Below are 16,786 nucleotides of genomic sequence, written 5' to 3' on the forward strand. Positions count from 1 at the left end.
ATCGGGTTACCGAAAGGTATCCTCTTCGAGGGAAACATACCCCTGATGGAGTGTGACATGGCCGACAAAAGGAGAAAGTTTAACAGTCATCTCGTCACCGCTTTGCTCCTGAAGATGGATCAGGCACGGCTCAAGATAGCCTTTTTCGCTGAATCGCAAGGAAAATGAGCCAGATTTTTTTTCTTCTGCGGCTGCAAAAGTAATATCTTTGAGCAACACCGAGTCAGGAAGTTGAAGAGCAGGAAGGTGGCTCGACTCGTCATTGACAGCGCTTTCTGTTTCTGTTTCTTTTTCGTCGATAGCCACCACCTCGAAGCTACGAGTCGAAGAATCGTATTGCAACTGGTAAGGACGGGATGTCCGCACCGCCAGCCGTGATGTCTGGGTGATCAGGAGGGTAAGTTTGCGGGTGCTCTGTTTGAGCGGATCGCTAAAAACAAAGCTGGAAAGACGAGGCACAGCAAAGGCCATGGTCACTCCAATGAGCACCATGACCAATATAAGTTCCAGAAGAGTGAATCCCCTTGTATTTCGTACAGGCAATGTACACCTGTAAATATACAAGAAGAGGGTTACTCGATTTCCCAATTGTTAATATCGGCGTCATTACCATCGCCGCCAGGTTCATTGTCCGGGCCATAGCTAATCAGGTCAAAATCCCCGTTTAGCCCTGGGCTTATGTATACAAATTCGTTCTCCCAAGGATCAAGAGGTGTTTTCCCTTTTTCCAGATACCCACCCTCTCGCCATCTCTTTGCCAGTCGACCCACAGAGGGCGGCTCCACCAGGGCCTGCAAGCCTTGCTCGGTTGTGGGGTATTGCCCATTATCGAGTTTGTACAGCTTCAGAGCCTGCTCCAGTGAGCGAATCTGAATGGCTGCCTTGGTTCTTCGGGCCTCCTCGGGCCTATCCATGATTCGGGGTACAATCAATCCGGCAAGGATCCCTAAAATCACCATGACCACCATCAACTCAATAAGGGTGAATCCCTGCATGTTTCCAACGCGCAGGCTCTCCCTGTTCCATCCCTTCATATAAACAATCCTCATTGTTTTCTCTAAAATATCGGCCTGCAGTTACTGCTGCACCCGCATACTCAAAACACTTTTTGTCCGTACAACTCCATATCCTGCCAGCCATACGCCAACCACACTTATGCCCACAGCCTGCCAGATCCCCGTATGCAACGCCAACCATGAAAAACCGACAAACGGCAGCAAGAGCAACCTTACAGTAAACCGCATCCATGCTCTGGAGGCAATAAGATCTGCCACCGGCGGGGAAACCGCGTAGTAAAAATCAACGAACTTCCTGCCTGGTTCAACTTGCAGGAGATACGAATCCCTGAAATCGCGGAGAATTTCCACCATCGGGTGAAAAACAGAACCATAAGAAGCCGTTGCAATAAAACAGGAATCATCGGTCCTGAAAGTAATTTCATCGCCGTAATATACGGTCCCACCAACAATCGCATAGGCCCGCGCGTAGAAGATTGTTCCCGGCTTGAGGTTTTCCAGAATCGAACTGTATGTGCCGGTGCCGCTCCCGTCTTCTGTTTCGCCTTCCTCGTCAAAGCCGTCGGAGGAACCACCAAACAGTCCACCTGAATCTTCTTCACTGTCATCATCATCTGCTGCCACGGCCTCGGCCACTAAAAAATTCCCTGTAGTCTGCAGCATTTTCGCAATTAAGGCTGTGGCAGTGTTTTCAGTAACAGCCACAGTAAAAATGACAGAATCTGCAGCTTCCTGACCATCAGCTGTTTGACAGCGGACATAGTAAGGAGGGTCACCATCAGTACTAGAATCAAGTTCCTCAGAGTGGGAGGTTCTATAAGAATCCGAAGAATCCGAAAACGGTGTCATCAAATCGAACTCCTTATCCTCTCCCGAATTGTAGCCACATTTGCTAGAAAGAGAGGTTTCGACAGTAAGGGTAAACGATTCGCCCTCAGTATCTCCACTAGTAGGATTAGTAATGGTGACGGTCAAATCGTCATCGTCATCGTTATCACTGCTCACGCTACTCTTGTATTGTGGATAAGGTGCAATACTGAAAACCACTCCTTTTTTCGTTACTGTCCCTAATCCTGGCAGAATCCTGCCCCCGGTCAGGGCTCCGGTACGGGTGATTGCCGTCACCGGAGTGGTACTAATATAGCTGCTGGTAGCACTGGCAAGGGAAACGGTTTCCGAGCTCTCTGTAGTACTGGAGAGTTGTGTAACAGTCAGCGTATCGGTGTCATTCTGGTCTGTGCTTGTACCAACGACCACAACTTCGCCGCTATCCAGCACAGAAAGGGCATTGCCGGAGGTATCACCCTCCTCAGAGTCAAGAATGGTCACTGTGACCGTGTCTTCATCGTCGGAACCCTCTTCAGTGCCCGATTCGGCGGCCATGGCCTGCCCTACGAAAAAAGACGACACACTATCTAAAAGACCATGCAGTATCGACGTTACAGGATGGACAGCTGGTGTCGTCCCCTGCATAACCGTTTCCGTCTCTTCAGCTGTTACCTGTTCTTCATGCACAAACTGCTCAAAAGAATCCAGCACTTCTATCTGCTGGCTGTCCTCATCCCCCTCAACCTCATCAATCAATTGTCCGGATACAACCTGCAAAGAGGATATACGAACAGGCTCAGCCAAAGAACCGTCGGATTGCGCAACAAAATCCGGCGAATCGCTTTCAGTAGCGTAAGTTGCCACCAAAAGGCGACGAATCCCCTTCTGGGTCGCATAACCGGTAACTACTACCTTGTCCTCATTCAGTAGTTCTACGTCATAGATAACATCGTCCTCCGGACCGGCATAAATGGTTGTAGAACCCTTGCTGTTAAAGCTCAAATCAGGTGCACCATCAATCGTAAACCGAAACAGTTCCGCATCAAGCTGGTTGTCGTTTTCCACTGCAGCGGCCAGATAAATCTGCCCCTCTGCAGCAGCGGTTATGCCATACCCTTCCGATATTTCTGCATCGTCAGTGGGGATTGCAACCCCCTCACTACCAAAAGTAGCATCAATAATCCCGTCGGCAGTCAACCTGATCAGGAGCAAAGATGCCACATTGTTTTCCGCATATGACCCGGAAATAATAATCTTGCCGCTTTCCTGTATCAAAACGTCTTCGGCCACGGCAGCATCTCCAACACCAATCAGGCTTACGCCCTCTTCGCCAAAGCTTGCATCCAAGGATCCGTCATCATAGAAACGACCGGCCACAATCACACTACCACTGGTACCTTCGGCTACCCCTGCAATGACAATCTGATTTTCAGGGGTAACGGCAAGAGCGGTAATCTCATCGTGCCCGCGCCCAATCTGCATGACAACCGTTCCCTGATCACCAAAGCTTGGATCAAGCCTGCCGTCTGGAAAGTAGCATGCCAAGGCAAAATCACGATCTGTATCATTTTCACTGTAGCCTGCGGCAACAATCCTTCCATCGGCAAGCAAGCCAACTGCTAAAATTTCATCATCTGCCCGCCCGATGGATGTCACCACCCTGCCATCAATATTAAATGACGAATCATAGCTGCCGTCTGCCAGGTAACGAATGAGCGAAAAGTCCTGATCAGCAGAACTGGATTTCGAGCCGGCGACAACAATAGCCCCATCCGGCTGCACAACAACGGCAAACCCTTTATTACTTATACCGCCAAATGACTCACTGACCTGCCCATTATCGCCAAAATCGGTGTCCAGAGTATACGCCCCGTACGATGACTCAATACAAAGAAGGAACACCACCAGTAAAATGCACCAGGTAAGAATATTTTTTTTGCGCATGAGTATAGTCTCCATCTGGCTTTTTAACCTGCACCTTTTCTTTATCATTTCAAGGCCATTACGGACGAACCAAATCCCAATTTACCGTATAGTATAGCTTATTCAGTACAACATCAAAACCATTTTAAAGCATATTCCATGCCACTCGACAGACATGTCAGGCGCATTTGCACTGCCAAGCCACCCTGCCTTGATTTCAGATAAAACGTGGCTCATACTTGTGCTTTGGGTTAGCTCTCTTTGAAAGTTTAACGAACCTCTTCTTGAGAATCAATCGTTGTTTATCATTTTCCAAAGCTACAAACAGGATACCGGCACTGCTTGCAGTTACGACAAAGCCCACCATGTCCCATCTCGGCAAGCTCTCTTCTGCCTATGGATTCGCCGGCCAGGATACGCGGTAATACAAGATCCAGAACAGTAATATGGTGAAACATACCGCACGCTGGTACCCCTATGACGGGAACCTCACCAATTCGTGCAACAAGAAACATCGCGCCGGGAAGAACCGGTGTGCCGTACACCATATCAGACGCTCCTGCCTCCTTGATCCCCAGCCGGGTAACATCATCCGGATCAACCGACATACCACCGGAGGTGACAATCAATTCCGCTCCCATTGCAAGGCTTTTATGAATTTCCGCTGCTATATGCTGCGGATTGTCAGGGGCAAAGCCAACACTTACAACTTCTGAATCCAATGCCTTGAGCTTATCTCGCAGGACCTGCTCAAAACGATCTTCTATCCTTTTATAATAAACTTCACTGCCGGTAATTACCAGCCCAGCCTTAACCGATCGTAATGGTTTAACACTGATAACCCCTTGCTCCACGGTGGCTATTGATACCGCGCGGTTGACCAGCCTCCTCCGTGCCACTAACGGAATCAAGCGAGTTGCCGCAACCTGTTCTCCCTTTTGTACTGGGGTATTTGCCTGTAGAGTGGCACACATCACCTCCCCCAGCATATTAAATTGCAGCAGAGCCTCTTTATTGACTTTTAAAATACCGTTACAAGCTGCCTTAAGTGTCATTTTCCCTTCAACAACTTCATCGGCAAACTCAATTTGAGGACCTGCCAAAGCCTTTGCAAGTAATAAGCCCGCCTCATCCTCATGTATCTCTTCGGCAGTTAACCGCAAAACATAAATGTGTTCTTTTCCGAGGCGGCGCAGATGATCAATATCTTCAGCACGAATAATATGCCCCTTTTTAAAGGCACGCCCCTTAAATTCATCACGAACTATCTCCGTGATATCATGGGGAAGAACCATCCCAACCGCCTGCCCCACCGGGATACTTTTTTTATGAGATACATCAGCCATCTAATCGTTCCGCACAAAGTTAATTTTTAAGAATTAAATACAAAAAAAGAGTATAACAACTACAGAGAATTACCAGCGTCAAATGTACCCCTTACCATAAAAAAAGCAACTCAACAGACATATCCAACAAACATATCAACGGATGCATGTACACAAGCATTCACCGGCCCCTTGTTATCACCAAAAATATTACCGACACCTTTAAATCAAAAAATTGACAATGCAAGGGGATGTTTCTTACCTTTTTTCAGCCATGGCCTGTTGAACAAAAAAAACCGGGAAGGACAGAGTGGATGTGAAGAATGACCATTCAGCCGAACCGGCACACCTTCAAAGCTGATAGCACATGCCCATGAAAAAAAATCGCACCAAATGGCTAAAAAAAACCTTTTCGCCCCTGAAAGTAACAGGGCTGGCCCTGCTGTTGATTGCCTTATGGCAAGTTGTCGGCAACATGCACTCAGAAAACAACAAACAACTACGTCACCAGGTTCGACAAAAAATAGTGGCAACCTTTCCGGAACAAGCAAAAGTTTTTTCTCAAAACATCGGTATATTTCCCTACCTAGAAATGGCGCAAGATGCCCGCCCAATTGACCTCAATCGCCCCTCAGTTGTTCTGGTACACGGACTCGATGATCCGGGAAAGGTGTGGATGAATCTTGCTCCGGCACTTGACGCCCTCGGATATAATGTGTGGCTGCTCAATTACCCTAATGATCAACCCATAACCGAGTCGAGCCTGCTGTTTGTCCGCGAGTTGCAGGACCTCAGAAAACGGGGCGTTACCACCATCAATATTGTCTCCCACAGCATGGGTGGCCTTATCTCCCGCGATCTGCTGACCAGCCCAAGTGTACAGTACAAAGAATTACAGGTTGAAGACCGTGTCCCCAAAACGAACACGCTTATAATGGTGGCACCCCCTAACCATGGATCACAGGTTGCCCGGCTCCATTTACTTGGAGAAATCAGAGACCACTTTGTCCGGTTGATGAATGGCGGGGCCAATTGGCTGGATGCTTTTTTCGATGGTGCGGGAGAGGCTCAAGTAGACCTCCTGCCGGACAGCGTTTTTTTGACGGAACTCAATCAACGACCACTTCCCAAGGAAGTCGATCTGCTCATTATTGCAGGTATCTCCTCGCCCTGGAATAAAGGTGACATTACCCGGATGAAGAACAAGATCAAGAAAATAGTTCCAGAATTCGGGCAACAGGTCGACATGATAGGCGAATTCATGCAGTCCATGATTAATGGCCTGGGCGATGGCCTGGTTACGGTAGACTCAACCCGCCTGCAAGGCATTCCACATATCACGGTCAAAGGAACGCATCTGTCGATGATCCGCAACATCACCACGGAAAGCCGGCGAGTTCCGCCGGCTATTCCTGTTATCATAAAAAAACTGGCGGAAGCTCAGTGATATTCCCACAGCCTGTAGCGGCCACACCTTGATCCAACGAGGTAACCTGGAATTCTTTTACGCTCCCATCATATGATATGTTTACGGATTTTCGTCACCAACAACTCCGCTAAAACAACAACCGTAAAAATGCTCAACAAAATGACGGAAACCCTATCCCAGTAAAAAAGGTTAAGCGCCGTATCAAGTACCATGCCAACCCCTCCGGCGCCAACCAGGCCGATAACGGCTGATTCACGTACATTAATATCCCACCTGAAAAGAAAAATAGCCCAGAATGCCGGAACAACCTGCGGCCAATATCCTTTCAAAAAGACAGACGGCCATGGAGCACCTGCTGCCGTAAGTGCCTCCACTGGTCCAGGATTTACCTCTTCCAGTGCCTCAGCAAAAAGCTTCCCCACAAACCCAACGGAGCGAAATCCGATACATACCGTTCCTGCCAACGGGCCCGGGCCGAAAATGGCAACAAACAGCAGCGCCCACACCAGCGAATTAACCGACCTGGATGAAACCAAAATAAGCTTTGCAAGCCAGTTCAAAAGGGGCAGGCGTACGATATTATTGGCCCCCATGATACCCACAGGAACAGCCAGGACAATGGCAAGCAGGGTACCAAGGGTGGCTATGTGCAGGGTTTCCACCATGGCATCGTGGATGCCGCCTGGATAATAAGAGAGATCCAACGGCCACATTCTCCCCAGTAAATCAATTACCTGTGTCGGGGCATCGTAGAGGAATTCAGGAATGACTTCCACCGTACGCAACGAGGCGGAAAGAGCCACTGCAAAACCAAGAAAGACAGTAAACCTGGCCAGCCTCTGGGCCAGGGTAAACCTGTTCCAGGTATGGTTGGAAGCACTACTCATTGAAAAACCTTTTTAATCTGAACGGAAATAAATTCACTGACCATAACCAGGGCAATGATAGAGATAAGAATAGTGGCTAAAAAATCGTAATCAAAGCGCTGGAATGCGGCAAAAAGCGTCCCACCGATCCCACCGGCACCGACAATACCAACCATGGTTGAATTCCGTAAATTGGCATCAAACTGGTAGGAAGAAAATCCGATAAAACGATTGAGCACCTGCGGCAATACCCCATACAAAATCACACTGATAAAAGGCGCACCGGAAGCACGTAATGCCTCAATAGGTTTCAGGGAAATCTCTTCAATGGCCTCGGCAAAAAGCTTACCGATAAAACCAATGGAGGCGAATATAAGAGTAAGGATGCCGGCCAGAGGACCGAAGCCGACAGCCTTGACAAATAAAATTGCAAAAATGACGGGATGAAAGGAACGGCACAGAGCAATAAATGTTCGAAACACCCATGTTACCCACGACGGCATAAGATTTCGAGCAGCCAGAAGTCCAATCGGCAGCGAGAAAAAAACGCCAAAAGCCGAAGCAATGATGGCAATCTCAATGGTCTCGATCAAATTTTCTACGAGCAGTTTCCACCTTGAAAAGTCAATAGGCACCATCTCACTGAGAAATTGGCCACCGTTACCGAGCCCTTGAATAAACCGAACCCACGACACATCCAAATAGTTCGCCGCATACAGCGCATAGAGAAAGGCCAATGTCCATCCTGCCCGCACCCACCAGTTCGTTTTAAAAGGGGGGCCGTATTTTTGACTTACAGCGGCACTCATTGCAGCCAATCCTCCCCACCATAAATTTCCTTCAGGTGCTCATTGGTCAGTGCCGACGGTGAACCGTCATACACAATCCCCCCTTTTGACAAGCCAATAACCCTGGAGGTAAAACGTTTTGCCAGTTCAACATCATGGATATTTATAATAAGGGGAATACCGCGTTCCTCGGACAAAGCAACAAGCAGTTCCATAATTTCCACACTGGTTTTCGGGTCCAGTGAGGAGGTAGGCTCGTCAGCTAAAAGCACATGGGGTTCCTGCATAATTGCCCGGGCAATCCCCACCCGTTGACGCTGTCCCCCAGACAGACTGTCTGCACGCTGCCTGAAAAAATCAATCAGACCGATAGATTCCAGGAGCTCGAATGCCCGGTCAATGTCCTGCTGCGGGTATTTGCGCAACCAGGCTCGCCAGGGAGAGACATAGCCAAGCCGACCACTGAGTACATTCTCCATCACCGAAAGTCGCTCAACCAGGTTAAATTCCTGAAAAACCATCCCGATCTTTCTTCTTGCCTGCCGTAGCGCTTTGCCGCTCAGCTCCGTAATATTCTCATCACTTACATACACATTCCCTGCTGTGGGGGGGATGAGTTTATTAACACAGCGAATAAGAGTACTTTTTCCAGTTCCTGAAGGGCCGATAATAGCTACACTTGCCTTGCCGCTCACCGTAAAACTTATATCATTCAACACCGGCTTACCGGCTGTGTATTCCTTTACCAGGTTTTCTACCCGAATCGATCTTGTAGACGCCATTCTCAACCTATCTCTGCGATCATGTAATGCAGAACCGGCTGACTGTGTCCAGACCGGTCCTGTAGAAAAAGCACATCATGCCCTCTGTATTTTAGCGGGGCATGATGCAGTAAAAAAAAAAAACAGATTACTGTTTTTGGGCCTTCTTTTTGGCAGCTTTAGCCGCGTCCTTTTCAGCCATCTTTTTCAAACCGGCCTGATTATAGGAAGTGCCTGTAGATTCTGCGATATCGCGGATAACTTTCCAATCTTTTTGATAGGTTACAGGATAAAAACGATCGGCCTGACCAAAGGTCTCCTGCATGGCTGGGGTAAATCGGTAGGAATAAAAAGCATCTACAATCTTTTTCACTAACTCAGGATTCAGATTGTGTGCATAGCCAAAAGAAGAAGTCGGAAACTTGGGACTGGTAAAGATTATATTAAAATCATCCGCATTAATCCTTCCGGCATCTGCCATTCGATAAAAGACATCAGAGGCTACCGGAGCTGCATCATAGTCACCATGGGCAACGCCAAGGATCGACTGATCATGCTTTCCGGAATACACAACGGTGTAATCCTTGTCCGGGATAATGCCGTGTTGTGGAAAAATGGCTCTGGGCGCAAGGTTTCCAGAGTTGGAAGAGGCAGAGGTATGTGCTACCCGCTTCCCTTTAATATCTTCCATGGTTTTAATACCGCTGTCTTTCTTGGTCACCAAAATCAGGTTATACCCCTGAAAACCATCTGGGTACCCTTTCACAGCGATGGGTACATAACCGGCAAGGTTAACGGCAAAACCCGTAGGCCCGGTTGAGAAACCGGCAATGTGCAGCCGTCCGGAGCGCATGGCCTCGACTTCTGCAGCATTTGACTGCACGGTATAATAGATAACTCTTTTCCCTGTTGCCTTTTCCAGATACTTCTGAAAATCTGCGAATGCATCTTTGTACACTGCAGGATCTTCAACAGGAGTATAAGTGAAAACAAGCGTTTTGGGATCTTTCCAGTCTTCCTCGTTTTTGGGTGTATCGGCAACGAGATCCATATTTTCGTCGCAATACATTTCATCCAGCGTACCGCGATTCTTACATTCTTCTGCGGCGGTTGCCGTGCCGACTGCAAATAGAACCGCCATCAAAAGCGCCATCATCCTTTTCATGCTACCCCTCCTCTTTAAAATTTTGTCAAAGCAAAGATTCAGCGAATAACAAATAAAACCTTGCCTTGACCTGGACCAATACCAACAACCATTCTCCCCTTCCTCACACATACCACAAGTGCCTTGTTTACCCCAAACTGCAGCACCAATGTTCCTTTCGGAAAAGAGGAATAGGCTAGTACTAGCTATTTTCTCTTGGCCCTGTCAACCCAAATTCCCTGCACTGCCATGGAAAGAAAATACTGTCAACTCACCCACTCATCTACCAAGGCATCCAATTGATCAGGAATAATCCCCAGGATCGCCGCCAAATCAAGAATGGTAAAACGCTGACGCATCTGGTTGGCATGGGTGACAATGTCTACAAACTTTTTTCTTGGCAGTGCGATTCCATCATAACGGATATCCTCAAACCGATGCGCCGCACCAGCCTCCAGCAAACATTTTTTGAGTTGAATGGGCGGAACCAGGCCCGGCTGAATGGTCTTTTTAAAAAGCTGCCAGTTTGCCGGTTGCTGCAGATAATCAACCGCCTGTTTTATCCGCACCAACTTCTGTTGGTACTCTTTCTCTACGATAGGGAAAAGACTACCCCAAAATGCCTGGTTAACCTGCTGCGGCACCTTATAAAAAACAGGCTTTTCAAGCTGCATCACCTTTTCATATATGGCAGCACTCAAGATGGAGCCGACACCTACCTGTCTGCCATGCAAATCATGCTTTTTGTTATCGCGGATAGCCAGCATATCCAGGGTATGGGAAATAAGATGTTCACCCCCGGAAGCCGGCGAAGAGGTTCCGGTCATGGTCATGGCAATACTGGAGTAAAACAGCGCTTCAAAAAGTGCCTGCAGGGCAACCGGATCTTTCTTACGAATCTGCTTTGGATTTTCCAGGTAGATTGGTTCCAAATCTTTGAGCAGGTCAACGGCAAACTGGCAGTAATAGTCGCCAAAAAGCAATTGATTGAGCTTCCAGTCGGCAGAACTCACCGATTTGGCCAGCACATCTCCAAGGCCCGAAGCAGTCAATTCCTGCGGCGCATTATTGATGATCTCCGGGTTAGCAACAACTGCCCGGCACGCCTCAGCATGAAACAACACCTTGAGGCCGTCAACAGTTGCCGCAACATTGGCGGACGCATACCCGTTCATGGAGGCGGCAGTAGGTACGCTTACGTAGGGCTTCCTTTGTAAATATGCCACCCATTTGACCAGATCATTAATAACGCCGCTGCCCACGGCTATATACAGATCTGCTAAAGGAGCATTTTGCATGAGGTAGTCTTTGGTCTGCTCATCGGCAGTCGGCTCCTCACCATCCTTGTCCGGAACAATAAAACAGAAGACCTGCAGCCCGGATGCCTCAAGTTCCCCGGCTGCTTTTTCCCCAGCTTTTTCCCAGGTGCGTTGATCAGCAACAAGCAAACACTTTTGCCCGTCGGTTATGTCTGTCACTATTTGCGGTAGCGCTGTAAAAGCATCTCGGCCATATATCAATTTTTCGGTCGGGATTTGGTGACGCCTGCCGCAGGCGCAATCAAAGGTTGTCCCCAATAAGGTCGTTAAGTCCATGATACTTTCCATACAAGTGGGCCATCTTGCATAATTGCCTTTTCGTTATGCTTAAAAATTACCATCGGTGGTAAGCCGTAACCTGCCTGGTTGAGGAAAAAGGGTTCACTCCGACAGACTCCTAGACTCCGACATTAAGGGTATACCTGTGATAATTTCTTAAGCACGTCTCAACGTTAAACGAAAATTCTGGTTAGTTAAGATACCCCGTAGTGATAAAATTATGATAAGAGGAAACCAACAATCGTCCTTTTTTTCTACAGGACAGTCAACCTCTGCCAACAAGGCCTCCATTAGCACAAACGCCCTCTGCCAAAGTAGATATCCTTTACAAAAAAAATAGACTGCGTCCAAATTCCAGCTTTGTGCTATACTGTTTTAAAATTAATAAACTTATTACTGCATGGAGATCTTATGCTGTTCCGCGCCAAAAGCTTTGCTTAATTCTCCGCGCTCCTCGCTCTTTCTGCCTGTAGCAGTGAACGTTCGCGATTTGAAGAACAATGCACTTCTCCAAATGATGAAATGGTAACCAATCAAGGTAAAAATTGTAACCTCAACCGTTTTCAAAAAACCGACGTTATCCCCTTTCAATACATTTTTGAAAATGATGGTGATCTCGACATTATGGTCGCCGGCAAAGAGTACGAAATAGAGAGTCTCTATGATAGAGACAAAAAGAAAAAAACCACCTAAAAAAACGACAAAATAAAGGGTACTTTGAAAAAATAAATTTTCTTATCAAGGTCAAAGAGCAGGATGCATTTTTCCGCAGGCATATATTTGATATAAGCGTCTCTGCTTACCTCCGAGGATAAAAATTTGAGCGTGACAGCAAAATTGGAAGAAAAAGCATTTTTTCAAGGTGCTCGAAAAGCTAAAAAATCACCCCGACAGACGGAGAAATATTTTCACCTAACTCTTTCAAAGGATCATAAACATGGAATTACATGAAAATCAAGCAGCGCTTGTCCTCACTATTGATGAGGCTGGAGAAGTCTCCGTTGATGTCGCAGCACAAGACAGCACATCTTTACCTGCCGAGGTGTGTAAGGTGATTGCAATGAAACTGATCAATGATGAAAATTTTCAAGAAGAAATAATGGGGTCAATCGGCTAGTGCGTTGGCGCAGCCGGACGCAGGATACAAGCTATCTGCAAACGCGATAAGCAGCAGAGGTCGGAAGTCTCGGTTCTGTAGTCCTCTATGCAGGATGGAAAGTAGCCTATCCGCGGGGTGAGATTAAAGGAAGTAACACAGGGTTTGTATATGGCCGGGTACTGTTGAATGGTAATAAAAAATAGCACTCGTCCAGACCAAACATCCTTTGCTGCATCCCGGCAACAGTTAGGCGAAATGACGGCTTCGCAATAACGGTGAAGGTATAGATATACATTACGCTGTTAACCAACATGCACAAAAAGTAATCTAATGGTTGTTTACCTCCATCAAGCCGTTAAGCCGTTAAGCCGTTAAGCTACCCCTAAAAAAAAACAGGATAATAGTGACCGACAAACAGACACCAACAAAACGGTTATTAAGCAAAAAATAAAGCCATGGCATATTGCCGCACTCGTTATCATTACTGTTTGCTACCTTATTTTGCAATGTACCCTCACCGACAAGTCAACCATATCCAAACCAACCCCAAACGCAGAAAAACATAGCACCATTTCTGTAGATACAAACAAAAACGGGCCGCAGTAATATCAACAAAATGATTATAAAAAAACACCTGATACTTGCAGCATTGTGTATTCTTATCCCAGCCCATGCTTTATGCTGGAGTGGCAAGGCAATAACCGGGCCCAATAATGATACGATAACCGTTGAACGTGACAGCGAACAAATTACAATACGTCTCTACGGCATAAAGACTCCGGAATTAAGCCAGGCCTATGCAAACCAGACAAACGAAACCATCGCTTCTCTGGTTATAGGAAGACAAATTGCTGTTAACGAGGTAACCATTGATGAACATGGCCAACCTGCTGCTTTGGTGTATATCAGTGGTCAAATTTTGAACAAGCACCTTATACAAGAAGGCTACGCCTTGGTGGACACGAAGAACTGCAAAGAGAACTTCTGCAACACCTGGATATCGATAGAAGCATTTTCAAGACTCCAAGGACGTGGGATGTGGGCTGACAAGGATTGATTAAATCTTCAGTTACAGATTTGAGTTATGATAAATCAAGGAGTTATACTTCCTGTGAGCAGTTACAGTCAAGAATGCACACAATAAAATAGTCAACTTGCAGAGTTTCCCCTCGGTTCCTCCGATTTTCGTTCACCGGTATCGCTGACTCCACGTAGTCAAGGGTTGCATTTTTAACAATAAGCCCCTTTTACCTAACATTTCAGACACCTCCCTCTTTATAGACATGTAGACACCTACGTTTTCTTCTTGCATTTCCGGTTTTTTTGAGGCCATATATTATATGGAAACAAAATCTTCTCACCATAACTCTGCCGCTACACTCAATACACATTCACGACATCGTACCGGCAATCGGCTCCATCCAGGCCTGGGAAGCTTCAACACCGAGGCTTCTCAATCCACTGCGCCGACTTGGGATCTCAACCAGATTATAGATAGAATTGACGTTGGCATTGTCGTCCTTGATGTACTCGAATCCGTAATCGAATATCAAAATCCCCTCTACTTTGAACTTATTGGCGAAGTTGACACCTCAGGTGATTTTGAAAAAATCTATTCCCTTTTCTTTGACCAAAAGGAAGTTCTCGCAAAACGAGGGGTACCAGATACCATTTCAGGAATGGTTAAACACAATGACAAGGTACTTGGGTATTCCATCTACCATATAGCTGAAAGGTACTGTGCTATTTTCATCCGCGACATAACCGAAAGAATGCGCCTTGAGGCTATCGCTCAAGCGGCAAACAGCATAGACAATCTTGGCTTTATTTTTTCCGGCATCCGCCATGAAGTGGGCAACCCGCTTAACTCGTTGAAAATGACATTGAGCGTCCTCAGACAAAACCTGAACCGATTTTCTCAACAAACGGTTGAAGAGTACGTAGACCGAAGCCTGGCAGATATAGGCAGAGTAGAATACCTGTTGAAGTCACTAAAAAACTTCAGCATGTTTGAAGTTGTCAATGTCACTGATATAATTATTCAAGAGTATCTAAAAACCTTCCAATCACTTGCTGAAGTGGATTTGCGCAACAGGGGGATCCTGTTCACTTTAGATATATCAGCAAGTTTACGAAAAGTACAAATTGATCCACGGGCAATGAACCAGGTTTTACTTAACATCATTTCCAATGCCGCTGATGCTCTTGAAAAAACCTCTGCTCCGGAAATTCATTTAACCGGCTCCATAAGGGACAATATCCTTTGGATTACCGTCAAAGACAACGGTTGCGGCATTTCTCCTGAACAAAAGAAACGTCTTTTCCAGCCATTTAACTCTAGTAAACCTTCCGGCAATGGTCTGGGACTGGTCATTACCCAAAAGTTGCTGGCTCGAATGGACAGCAGCATTGACATAGAGAGTACAGTTGGGGAGGGAACCTGCGTGACCATAGGATTACCAGTAAGCCAAGAAGACAACTTATAACTGAGAATATCGCTTAGTAGCATGAAATACGTATTAATTGCCGACGACGAAAAATCATTCCTGCTTTCTCTGCAGGATGGATTCAAAATCCATGAGGACAAATTCACCATTTTAACGGCAGGCAATGGGCAGGAAGCTGTAGAAGTCTTGAAAAACAATCAGGTTGATCTCCTTGTAACAGACCTCGAAATGCCCCACATGAATGGGTTTGAATTATTGGCGTGGGCAAGTCGGGAATTGCCCCAGCTACCTGTTATCGTCATGACTGCTTTTGGTACTCCAGAGATCGAATCGCGGCTGGCTCAGTACGAAACCATTCACTACCTAGAAAAGCCACTTGACTTAGACACATTAGAAAAAGCCATATTTGAGGGGCTTGGCAAAGATTCAAAAAGCTATATCCAGGGGATAACACCAGCGAGTTTTTTGCAGTTATTACAAATGGAAAAGAAAAGCTGTACCCTTAAGGTTACCTCTGCAAACAAAATGGGTTACCTCTACATGTTTGAAGGGAACCTCATTGATGCTGAATATGACGAACTGCGCGGAGAAAATGCAGCCCACCAGATAATTTGTTGGGAAAAGACCAAAATCGAACTCGATAATATATGCAGGCGACAGGAGGGGAGAATTAATGCGACCATAGAATCCATACTGTTAAATGCGCACTGCATAAAAGATGAGGGCACACAAGGTGGACATGCCCTATCAAGTGATCCCGCTGGCCCTTCTTTTGCCTTAAAGCATGAAAAAACGAGTGTCACTGTTAACAAAGGTGCCTGGGAAGAGCTCTTTCAGCAAATCAAGGCACAACAAGCAGTAACTGAATGTGCTATTTTTGACCGACATAGCGTTCTCAACTTCCACAATCCAGGAGAATGCAGTCTTCAAAACTTTGATCCGGCTATCTTCCTGCATCTCTCCTTTATCCTCGAAGAAATCCTCAAACAAGGCCCTTGCCGGCTGATGTGCTTCTCAACAACTGGTCGGATCCCATTTTTACTCTTTCTAATCAATGAATACTGCTTGCTGGTCAAACTTCGAGAGGGTTCTCGTGCCCAAATAATCAGCCAGGAGCTCTCCCAAATCATAAAGAGCACAACACATACAGGGTAATTTGTTGCAGATTGCTACCCTAAAGGAGCTTGAAAACAATGAAAGGAATTCTTGACGACCTTAAGGATCTATCAGGCGTCATCGGTGCAGGTGTTTACCATAGTCAAAACGGGATGTTGGCGACCAACCTCCCCGCCATTTTCACAGAACAAAAATTGACCGAGATAGGCAAACTCCTAACAAAACTACTCAGCGCCGGCCGCATGAGTTTTCCCGATCTTACGGATTTATCGTTGCAGTATGACGAATCTGCAATTCTTGCCCGTGAACTAAACGAAACGTCAATTATTTTCCTTCTTTGTGATCCGGATTTTAACCAAAATCTCATTACCATGTCGCTAAATCTGCTGCAGCAGGAATTAACAAGCAAGACCGTCGCACCGCCGCCCCCTTCTTCCCCTCAAGAA

16 protein-coding genes are annotated in these 16,786 nt (G+C 46.5%); 7 read left to right on the forward strand and 9 right to left on the reverse strand.

The window, feature by feature from the left end; all coding sequences use genetic code 11:
• Window positions 1-6 precede the first annotated feature (6 nt).
• The 4 genes from JWH17_RS01730 to JWH17_RS01745 all read right to left on the reverse strand — a co-directional run bounded on the left by JWH17_RS01730 (window position 7) and on the right by JWH17_RS01745 (window position 5,113).
• Complete coding sequence (locus JWH17_RS01730; protein ID WP_205220822.1) at window positions 7-543, reverse strand: pilus assembly FimT family protein; 537 nt, start codon at window positions 541-543, stop codon at window positions 7-9.
• Window positions 544-572: 29 nt separating this feature from the next.
• Window positions 573-1,034: a type II secretion system major pseudopilin GspG gene (gene gspG, locus JWH17_RS01735; RefSeq protein WP_205220823.1), complete on the reverse strand. Its 462-nt coding sequence runs from the start codon at window positions 1,032-1,034 to the stop codon at window positions 573-575.
• A gap of 42 nt (window positions 1,035-1,076) precedes the next feature.
• Window positions 1,077-3,788 (reverse strand): delta-60 repeat domain-containing protein, encoded by a 2,712-nt coding sequence (locus JWH17_RS01740; RefSeq protein ID WP_205220824.1) that lies wholly within the window; start codon window positions 3,786-3,788, stop codon window positions 1,077-1,079.
• A 284-nt stretch (window positions 3,789-4,072) separates the two neighbouring features.
• Window positions 4,073-5,113, reverse strand: coding sequence for a molybdopterin-binding protein (locus JWH17_RS01745; RefSeq protein WP_205220825.1), 1,041 nt, complete (start codon window positions 5,111-5,113; stop codon window positions 4,073-4,075).
• Window positions 5,114-5,465: 352 nt separating this feature from the next.
• Between JWH17_RS01745 and JWH17_RS01750 the strand changes: the two genes are divergently transcribed.
• Complete coding sequence (locus JWH17_RS01750; RefSeq protein WP_205220826.1) at window positions 5,466-6,539, forward strand: esterase/lipase family protein; 1,074 nt, start codon at window positions 5,466-5,468, stop codon at window positions 6,537-6,539.
• A 68-nt stretch (window positions 6,540-6,607) separates the two neighbouring features.
• On the opposite strand, the gene phnE (JWH17_RS01755) is transcribed toward JWH17_RS01750, so the two are convergent.
• From phnE (JWH17_RS01755) to JWH17_RS01775, 5 genes are all read right to left on the reverse strand, one after another.
• On the reverse strand, window positions 6,608-7,408 hold the full coding sequence (gene phnE, locus JWH17_RS01755; protein WP_205220827.1) for a phosphonate ABC transporter, permease protein PhnE: 801 nt from the start codon (window positions 7,406-7,408) through the stop codon (window positions 6,608-6,610).
• Window positions 7,405-8,196, reverse strand: a complete 792-nt coding sequence (gene phnE / locus JWH17_RS01760) for a phosphonate ABC transporter, permease protein PhnE (RefSeq protein WP_205220828.1) — start codon at window positions 8,194-8,196, stop codon at window positions 7,405-7,407. Before phnE (JWH17_RS01760) ends, phnE (JWH17_RS01755) begins: the two co-directional genes overlap by 4 nt.
• Window positions 8,193-8,957 (reverse strand): phosphonate ABC transporter ATP-binding protein, encoded by a 765-nt coding sequence (gene phnC, locus JWH17_RS01765; protein WP_205220829.1) that lies wholly within the window; start codon window positions 8,955-8,957, stop codon window positions 8,193-8,195. Before phnC ends, phnE (JWH17_RS01760) begins: the two co-directional genes overlap by 4 nt.
• A 127-nt stretch (window positions 8,958-9,084) precedes the next feature.
• On the reverse strand, window positions 9,085-10,092 hold the full coding sequence (phnD, locus tag JWH17_RS01770) for a phosphate/phosphite/phosphonate ABC transporter substrate-binding protein (RefSeq protein WP_438941059.1): 1,008 nt from the start codon (window positions 10,090-10,092) through the stop codon (window positions 9,085-9,087).
• A 254-nt stretch (window positions 10,093-10,346) separates the two neighbouring features.
• Window positions 10,347-11,675 carry a sn-glycerol-1-phosphate dehydrogenase gene (locus JWH17_RS01775; protein WP_205220831.1) on the reverse strand — a complete coding sequence of 443 codons (1,329 nt, stop codon included), beginning with the start codon at window positions 11,673-11,675 and terminating at the stop codon, window positions 10,347-10,349.
• Window positions 11,676-12,200: 525 nt separating this feature from the next.
• Between JWH17_RS01775 and JWH17_RS01780 the strand changes: the two genes are divergently transcribed.
• The 6 genes from JWH17_RS01780 to JWH17_RS01805 all read left to right on the forward strand — a co-directional run.
• Window positions 12,201-12,371 (forward strand): hypothetical protein, encoded by a 171-nt coding sequence (locus tag JWH17_RS01780; protein ID WP_205220832.1) that lies wholly within the window; start codon window positions 12,201-12,203, stop codon window positions 12,369-12,371.
• A 244-nt stretch (window positions 12,372-12,615) separates the two neighbouring features.
• Window positions 12,616-12,795 (forward strand): twitching motility protein, encoded by a 180-nt coding sequence (locus JWH17_RS01785; RefSeq protein ID WP_205220833.1) that lies wholly within the window; start codon window positions 12,616-12,618, stop codon window positions 12,793-12,795.
• Window positions 12,796-13,393: 598 nt separating this feature from the next.
• Entirely contained in the window at window positions 13,394-13,834 is a 441-nt protein-coding gene (locus tag JWH17_RS01790; protein ID WP_205220834.1) for a thermonuclease family protein, read from the forward strand.
• Between the two features lie 283 nt (window positions 13,835-14,117).
• Window positions 14,118-15,263, forward strand: coding sequence for a two-component system sensor histidine kinase NtrB (locus tag JWH17_RS01795; protein WP_205220835.1), 1,146 nt, complete (start codon window positions 14,118-14,120; stop codon window positions 15,261-15,263).
• Between the two features lie 21 nt (window positions 15,264-15,284).
• The gene (locus tag JWH17_RS01800) at window positions 15,285-16,379 is read left to right on the forward strand and encodes a response regulator (protein WP_205220836.1); all 1,095 of its coding nucleotides are present in this window, start codon (window positions 15,285-15,287) and stop codon (window positions 16,377-16,379) included.
• A 38-nt stretch (window positions 16,380-16,417) separates the two neighbouring features.
• Window positions 16,418-16,786, forward strand: a 369-nt coding sequence (locus JWH17_RS01805; protein ID WP_205220837.1) for a hypothetical protein, incomplete at its 3' end; no start/stop codon positions are given.

Source organism: Desulfogranum marinum, from assembly GCF_016918565.1.
Taxonomy (GTDB): Bacteria; Desulfobacterota; Desulfobulbia; order Desulfobulbales; family Desulfobulbaceae; genus Desulfogranum; species Desulfogranum marinum.

What these genes read in the sequence shown, in the direction of transcription:
- JWH17_RS01780 (WP_205220832.1), top strand. Translation starts at nt 12,201, where the DNA reads ATGGTAACCAATCAAGGTAAAAATTGTAACCTCAACCGTTTTCAAAAA.
- phnE (WP_205220827.1), bottom strand. Translation starts at nt 7,408, where the DNA reads ATGAGTAGTGCTTCCAACCATACCTGGAACAGGTTTACCCTGGCCCAG.
- JWH17_RS01750 (WP_205220826.1), top strand. Translation starts at nt 5,466, where the DNA reads ATGAAAAAAAATCGCACCAAATGGCTAAAAAAAACCTTTTCGCCCCTG.
- JWH17_RS01745 (WP_205220825.1), bottom strand. Translation starts at nt 5,113, where the DNA reads ATGGCTGATGTATCTCATAAAAAAAGTATCCCGGTGGGGCAGGCGGTT.
- gspG (WP_205220823.1), bottom strand. Translation starts at nt 1,034, where the DNA reads ATGAAGGGATGGAACAGGGAGAGCCTGCGCGTTGGAAACATGCAGGGA.
- JWH17_RS01785 (WP_205220833.1), top strand. Translation starts at nt 12,616, where the DNA reads ATGGAATTACATGAAAATCAAGCAGCGCTTGTCCTCACTATTGATGAG.
- phnE (WP_205220828.1), bottom strand. Translation starts at nt 8,196, where the DNA reads ATGAGTGCCGCTGTAAGTCAAAAATACGGCCCCCCTTTTAAAACGAAC.
- JWH17_RS01790 (WP_205220834.1), top strand. Translation starts at nt 13,394, where the DNA reads ATGATTATAAAAAAACACCTGATACTTGCAGCATTGTGTATTCTTATC.
- JWH17_RS01795 (WP_205220835.1), top strand. Translation starts at nt 14,118, where the DNA reads ATGGAAACAAAATCTTCTCACCATAACTCTGCCGCTACACTCAATACA.
- JWH17_RS01775 (WP_205220831.1), bottom strand. Translation starts at nt 11,675, where the DNA reads ATGGACTTAACGACCTTATTGGGGACAACCTTTGATTGCGCCTGCGGC.
- phnC (WP_205220829.1), bottom strand. Translation starts at nt 8,957, where the DNA reads ATGGCGTCTACAAGATCGATTCGGGTAGAAAACCTGGTAAAGGAATAC.
- phnD (WP_438941059.1), bottom strand. Translation starts at nt 10,092, where the DNA reads ATGATGGCGCTTTTGATGGCGGTTCTATTTGCAGTCGGCACGGCAACC.
- JWH17_RS01740 (WP_205220824.1), bottom strand. Translation starts at nt 3,788, where the DNA reads ATGCGCAAAAAAAATATTCTTACCTGGTGCATTTTACTGGTGGTGTTC.
- JWH17_RS01800 (WP_205220836.1), top strand. Translation starts at nt 15,285, where the DNA reads ATGAAATACGTATTAATTGCCGACGACGAAAAATCATTCCTGCTTTCT.